Annotated in this window: 4 protein-coding genes; 1 reads left to right on the top strand and 3 read right to left on the bottom strand. The window is 46.3% G+C overall.

The window, feature by feature from the left end; genetic code table 11:
• Positions 1–996: 996 nt before the first annotated feature.
• Complete coding sequence (locus CIK90_RS04440) at positions 997–1,704, top strand: SIMPL domain-containing protein (protein WP_254046274.1); 708 nt, start codon at positions 997–999, stop codon at positions 1,702–1,704.
• A gap of 94 nt (positions 1,705–1,798) precedes the next feature.
• Here CIK90_RS04440 and CIK90_RS04435 read toward each other — a convergent pair whose 3' ends face one another.
• From CIK90_RS04435 to nuoL, 3 genes are read right to left on the bottom strand one after another with little or no spacing between them, the layout of a single operon-like run.
• Positions 1,799–3,256, bottom strand: coding sequence for an NADH-quinone oxidoreductase subunit N (locus CIK90_RS04435; RefSeq protein ID WP_094435766.1), 1,458 nt, complete (start codon positions 3,254–3,256; stop codon positions 1,799–1,801).
• A gap of 23 nt (positions 3,257–3,279) precedes the next feature.
• Positions 3,280–4,761: a NuoM family protein gene (locus CIK90_RS04430; protein ID WP_094390703.1), complete on the bottom strand. Its 1,482-nt coding sequence runs from the start codon at positions 4,759–4,761 to the stop codon at positions 3,280–3,282.
• Positions 4,762–4,789: 28 nt separating this feature from the next.
• Positions 4,790–6,784 (bottom strand): NADH-quinone oxidoreductase subunit L, encoded by a 1,995-nt coding sequence (nuoL, locus tag CIK90_RS04425; RefSeq protein WP_158214666.1) that lies wholly within the window; start codon positions 6,782–6,784, stop codon positions 4,790–4,792.
• Positions 6,785–6,786 lie beyond the last annotated feature (2 nt).

The raw sequence follows: 6,786 nt of genomic DNA, 5'->3' as shown, positions 1-6,786 counted from the left end.
AGAATTTTATCTGTCTCATTGTTGGACAGAACCCCTCTCGTAGATTTGCTCGGCAAAAGCGAACCTGCCGAGAAGTTACAAACTGTAAGAGAATTAAGTCTTAAATTTATTTAGTGGACACTAGTGAATTATAATATATTTTTGCCCTAAAATCCGTTATTATTAGCAAAATCTTAACAGTACACATACATACTTGATAACTAAAGCGTTAGACGATATATAACGGCTTTTAACGTGAGAGGGGTGAGGCATAGAATTCAGAAAGATCTGTTGACAGAAGTTAAAATTTGAGAGAGCACTCAACTTAATGGAGAGAGATAGGTATTGTGATGTGTTTTATGTATATTAATAGGTTCGCGCGCGAGCTGTGTTATGGTAGGCGCACGTCAAAAATACCCATTGTGGCCATTTCTGCAACTTCAACTTGTCAGTGTACCACCCGACGAGTTGATTCGCCACAGACGCCTTGCAAATACCTTAAAACGGGTATTATAATCACCAGATAGTATCGGCGATCTGATTATTGGCTGTTCGTCGCCACCTCGACCCATCTTCGTCGTGTTCTCGTCGTCATTTCGCTGTTTTTTCGTTGTTTTCTCGTTCGTTTTTCGATTGGTTCTTTATCGGCAAACGAATGACGAGCGAGAGACGAACGAAAGACGAACGAGAACCGAGCGAAAAGGGAACGAGAAGCGATCGAGAACGGAACGAAAATGGACAGAAAAAAGATTAAAATTCAGTGTGTTTTGTAAACAAGTATGCCTACACATCGCATTCATCTTGTTAAAAATGTTAGCATACTATATATAGACATGATAGTATGTTGGCTATTGTTTAGTGAAGAGGTATCATACGATTTGCTAAAAACTGAATGATATATATGTTTTCAGAGACGCAGAATGTAATAAATGTGAAAAGAAACAGAATAATCGCTATTTTTCTTTGTAATACGAAACAAAAAACGTAGATTTGCCAACGAATACTAATATTAAAACTATGATGAAACTCAACGACAAACAAACAGCTGCTGCCATTATCGCTGTAGGCATGGCATTCATGGGAATGGCCATCCGCAATGGCATTGTGACTTTTAAAGACCGCGACCGTACCGTGGCAGTCAAAGGATTGTGTGAACGCGAAGTGAAAGCTGATAAAGTGACATGGTCGCTGACCTATAAAGAGATTGGCAACGACCCTTCCGCCATGTACGACCTGCTGGAACAGAAGAACCGCAAGGTGGTGGATTTCCTCAAATCGGCAGGCATCAAAGATGATGAGATAAGCATCAATCCTGCAGAGATTGCTGACCGGCAAGCCGACAACTATGGCAACGAAATCATGAACTACCGCTATAAGGCGAAAAGTGTGATTACCGTCACGTCAAACAATATCGACCAAGTGAGACAACTGATGCGCCGACAGGCTGAACTGATGAAGCAAGGCATTGCAATCGTCAGCGAAGAGTATAGCAACAACGTCACTTATGAGTTTACAGGGCTAAACCGCATCAAACCAGAAATGGTGCAGGAGGCTACCAAAAACGCTCGTGCCACTGCTCAGAAATTTGCAGACGACTCCGGCAGTAAGTTGGGAGATATACGTAGTGCACAACAAGGACAATTCTCGATTGAGAACCGCGACAACAACACACCGTATATCAAACGTATCCGCGTGGTCAACACCATGGAATATGCCTTAGACTGATACAGAAGCAGTATAAAGCAGAACGGTAAAAAAAGTATCGTGCCCCTTCTGACCTACAGGTCAAAAGGGGCACGACTGTTATAGTACGACTACTTTATGCTGCAAAAGCAAAGAGTCCGTCGAAGATGCATGAGCATACACCGAAGAGCACAATACCAGCAATGGTAAGTACCAAAGCTACACGAGTAGCGCAATCGGTGGTAAAGGTAGGCAATGGATTCTCAGACTTGTTGATATACATAGCCTTCACGATGAGCAGGTAGTAGTAGAGTGACACTACCGTGTTGATCAAGGCGATGAATACCACAAAGTAAGCCAGGAACGATCCCTGCTGAGCGGCAGCCATGAAGACGAAGAACTTCGAGAACATACCGGCAAATGGAGGAATACCTGCCAATGAGAACAAGGCGAGCGTCATGAGGAATGCCAAGCGTGGGTTGGTCTGATACAGACCATTGTATGCCGACATCATGGTAGAGCCGTTGCCACGCTGTTCAACAGTATTGATGACAGCGAATACAGCCATATTTGCCACCACATATACCAATACGTAATACATCAGCGAAGCCATGCCCATCTGAGAAGCACCAATCACTGCCAACATAATGTAGCCTGCCTGTGAGATAGAACTGAATGCCATGAAGCGCTTGAGTTCTGACTGGCGGATAGCGAAGAGGTTGGCAATAGTGATGCTGAGCACGATAACGATATAGAGCAGATACTCCCAATACTCAGTAAGAGGAGCAAATGCACGCGAAAGTACTACCAACAGAGCGAAGGCAGCTGCACCTTTTGACACGACGCTGAGATAACCAGTAACGGCAGTAGGAGCGCCCTGATAGGTATCAGCAGTCCAGAAGTGGAATGGAACAAGCGAGAGCTTGAAACCGAGTCCGCTGAAGAAGAACACCAAACCCACAATAGCCAAAAGCAAAGAGGGCTGATAGTGTGCTACGCTGAAAAGCATCTGGAAGCGTCCTGCAACGTCATTGAAATAGAGCGTGCCTACTGTGCCATAAATCAAAGAGATGCCATAGAGCATGACACCACTTGAGAATGTGGCAGTGAGTACAAACTTAGCAGCAGCCTCAGCTGAGCGATTCTTATACTTATCAAATGCCACGAGACAAGCCATGGGCACTGAGGCCATTTCAAGTCCAAGGAAGAACAGCAGGAAATTGCCGCTCGACATCATGACATACATACCAAGCAGTGTGGAAAGTACCAATACATGGAACTCACCTGCAAGTTTCTCTGCATCGCGCTCAAGCCATGACTGGGCTACAAGCACTACGAGAAGTGTACCGAGAGTGAGAATAATCTTCATCACCTGAGTAGCCTTGGTAGCTACATACAGTCCGCCAAAAGCTTCTGCAGGACCTACGAAAGCGCATGACACAATCTGTGCCACGAGCAATACGGTCATCAGCATGCCGAGCGTCTGCACCTTCTTCTTTCCCTTGCCAAGCATCAGGTCGGCAAAGAACATGATAACCAGAGCAAGCACGAGTGATGCTTCTGGTAGCATATGTAAGAATTGTCCGTAATTCATTGTTGTATCTTTTATTTAAGGGATTAAAGAATGTTTGCCAGAATAGGACCTACTGCATCGCTGATAACATTGCTGGCCCAGAGAGGGAACAGACCGAGACCTGCCACACAAGCAATGAGGCAGATAACAGCTACACGCTCGTCCCAAGAGGCATCGGTCAACTCCAGGAAGTGAGGATTCTTCACCTCGCCATACAGAATCTTGCCGACTACACGCAGAATATAAACTGCGGTGATAACAATACTGGTACAAGCGATGATGGTGCAGACACGATGGAACATGTCGCCATTCTCAAACGAACCGACGAAAATAGTCATTTCTGCAATGAAGCCTGAGAAGCCGGGAAGACCAAGGTTTGCCAAACCAGCAATCACATAACCTACTGCAAGGAAAGGCATAATCTTCATCAGACCGTCCAAATAACGAATGTCACGAGTATGGGTACGACCATAAATCATACCGATGAGGGCAAAGAAGAGAGCCGTCATCAAACCGTGTGACAACATCTGCAGAATGGCACCAGTGCATGAAGTCTTGGTCATCATCAACAGAGCGAAAAGCACCAGGCCACAGTGGGATACCGACGAATAGGCGTTGATATACTTGAGGTCGGTCTGTACGCAAGCAGAGAATGCACCATATACCACCGAGATAGTGGTAAGAATCAAGAAGATCCAAGCCAATTCATTGGCAGCATCAGGCAGAAGGTACATAGCCACACGGAAGCAACCGTAGCCTCCCAGTTTCATCAGTACACCAGCGTGAAGCATTGATACTGCTGTAGGGGCAGAAGCATGACCGTCGGGTGACCATGTATGGAATGGGAACATAGCACCAAGCACACCGAAACCTATAAAAATGAAGGGGAAGAAAATCTTCTGAATCTCTACCGGAATATTGTTCATGGCAGCAATGGCATTAACGTTCATCGTGGTATGACCACTGAAATAATAGATGCCAAGAATACCAATAATCAGCAGAGCAGATCCTCCCATCAGCATCAGAGTGAGCTTCATGGCTGCATACTCCTTGTTACCACTACCCCATACTCCAATCAACAGATACATGGGGATAAGAGCAACCTCATAGAACATGAACATAGTGAAGAGGTCGGTGCAGATGAAGAAACCATAGACACCAGTGGAAAGCAAGGTGAACCACAGGAAATACTCCTTTGTCAGTGGCTGTAAACGCCATGAGGCGAATGTTCCGGTGAAGACGATGATGCTCGAAAGCAACAGCATCACAACAGAAATGCCATCGACACCTACAGAATAGGCAATATTGAGAGGCTTGAACCATGGAGTGCTTGCTGTAAGCAACATCACGTCGGTATTGCCGGCAGCACGCTGCTGAACAAAATAGATGGTCAGCCAAACAGACAGTGCCAGCAGACACGAAGCGCCAGCCACCATCACACCACGCACCTGATTGAGGCTCTTGCTCAGCCAAAGGCCAAGGAGCATCAGGGCGGGGATTACTACGAATAATGTCAATATACTCATTGTTTCGATTTTTCTTTATTCATAATGTTCAGAGAGCACATGCCAACAAGATGAGGGTCAATGCTACAGTGCCGGTGAGGAACCATACGGCATACTGGCGCACATCACCACTCTGCCAAGGACGAATAGACTCGCCAGCCTCGTTGGCGCCCCATGCCAAGAAGTTGAAAGTACCGTCAACAATGTGGCGGTCGAACCAGGCAACAGGTTTAGAAATGCAACGGAAGATGATACGGTGAGTAACATACTGCCAGATTTCGTCTTGATAGAAACGCTTATAGGCAGCACGATGCAAACGCGGGAACATCTTGTACAGACGATCGGCGACGGGCTGACTCTCACCCTTATATATATAGGTGGCGAGGCAAATACTCAGAATGGCAATGACGGTAGAGGTCAATGCTATCTGTACGTCGAAATGGATGTTGTACTCCTGACCGCTGGCGGTTACAAACGAACCGAAGCTGCCTCCCCATCCTGCAAATCCTGCAATGGTGGTGTAAACACCAACACCAACAGTGATAACACAGAGAATAATAAGAGGAATGGTCATGGTAAGTGGAGCCTCATGTGGAGTATGGTGCTCGTGGGCAACCTTGTTTTCGGTTCCCCAGAATATACCATAGTACAAACGGAACATATAGAAGGCGGTCATAGCAGCAATACCTGTCATAATCCATCCTACCACAGGGCTATAGGCAAAGCAGGCACTGATAATTTCATCCTTGGAAGAGAATCCAGAGAAGAAGGGAATACCAGCAATAGCCAGACAGCTGATAAGGAAGGTAATATGAGTAATAGGCATATACTTACGGAGGCCACCCATCATAGCCATCTCGTTAGAATGAACTGCATGAATGATACAACCAGCACCAAGGAACAAGCAAGCCTTGAACATGGCGTGGGTGAAAAGGTGGAACATAGATGCCATGAAACCCAACTGTGCATGGTTATCGAGCATCGCCTCGTGACCTGGCAGACTCACACCAAGAGCAACCATCATGAAGGCAATCTGCGAAATGGTAGAGAATGCCAGTACACGCTTGATATCGCTCTGGGCACATGCCACTGCAGCTGCATAGAATGCGGTGAAGACTCCCACCCATACCACAATGCTCAACTGAGGCTGTGCATATTCTATCCACAGTGGGAACATACGGGCAATCTGGAACACACCAGCAACCACCATCGTGGCGGCGTGGATCAGCGCAGACACAGGTGTAGGACCTTCCATGGCATCGGGCAACCAGATGTGCAAGGGGAACATAGCACTCTTACCGGCACCACCGATGAACATCAGCACAAGAGCGGTAGGAAGAATAAATGTTCCTGCAATCACAGCCTTGGCGGTATTGCCGGCAATGAATGGAGTGGTTCCCGCACCCATCTCGATAGTTCCTGCAAACGAGAAACTGAACGATTCGGTGTAGTAACCGAAGATCAGAATACCGATAAGGAAGAAAAGGTCGGCAAAACGAGTTACGATAAATGCCTTCTTAGATGCTGCAATAGCTGGCTTCAATGGATAGTAGAAACCAATCAACAAGTAAGATGATACACCCACGAGCTCCCAGAACAGATACATCTGGAAGATGTTGGTAGCTACCACAAGGCCAAGCATTGACATGGTGAAGAGACTCAGGAATGCGTAGTAACGCTGGAAGCCTTTTTCGCCGTGCATATAGCCAAACGAATAGATATGTACCATCAGACTGACTGTTGAAATAACGATGAGCATCATCACCGAGATGGGATCCAACAGAATACCCATATCAAAATGGAGATTGCCCAACGGCAGCCAGGTGAAGTTGTAAGGAACAATAGTAGCGAAAGTGCCATCAGCCAGACGGGGAGCAAAGAAATAGCTGAACGCCGTCATATAAGACAACACAGTCACAAGTCCCAACGAAGTGGTGCCGATAAGGCCTGCGACCTTATGCGACAGCTTCATGCCATAGAGTCCCAATACCAGGAACGAGAGAGCTGGCAGAAGCAGAATCAAAAATGTATAACTGTAATCCATCA

The organism is Prevotella sp. P5-126 (assembly GCF_002251185.1).
Taxonomy (GTDB): Bacteria; Bacteroidota; Bacteroidia; order Bacteroidales; family Bacteroidaceae; genus Prevotella.
This window is presented reverse-complemented; position numbering and strand designations above follow the sequence as displayed.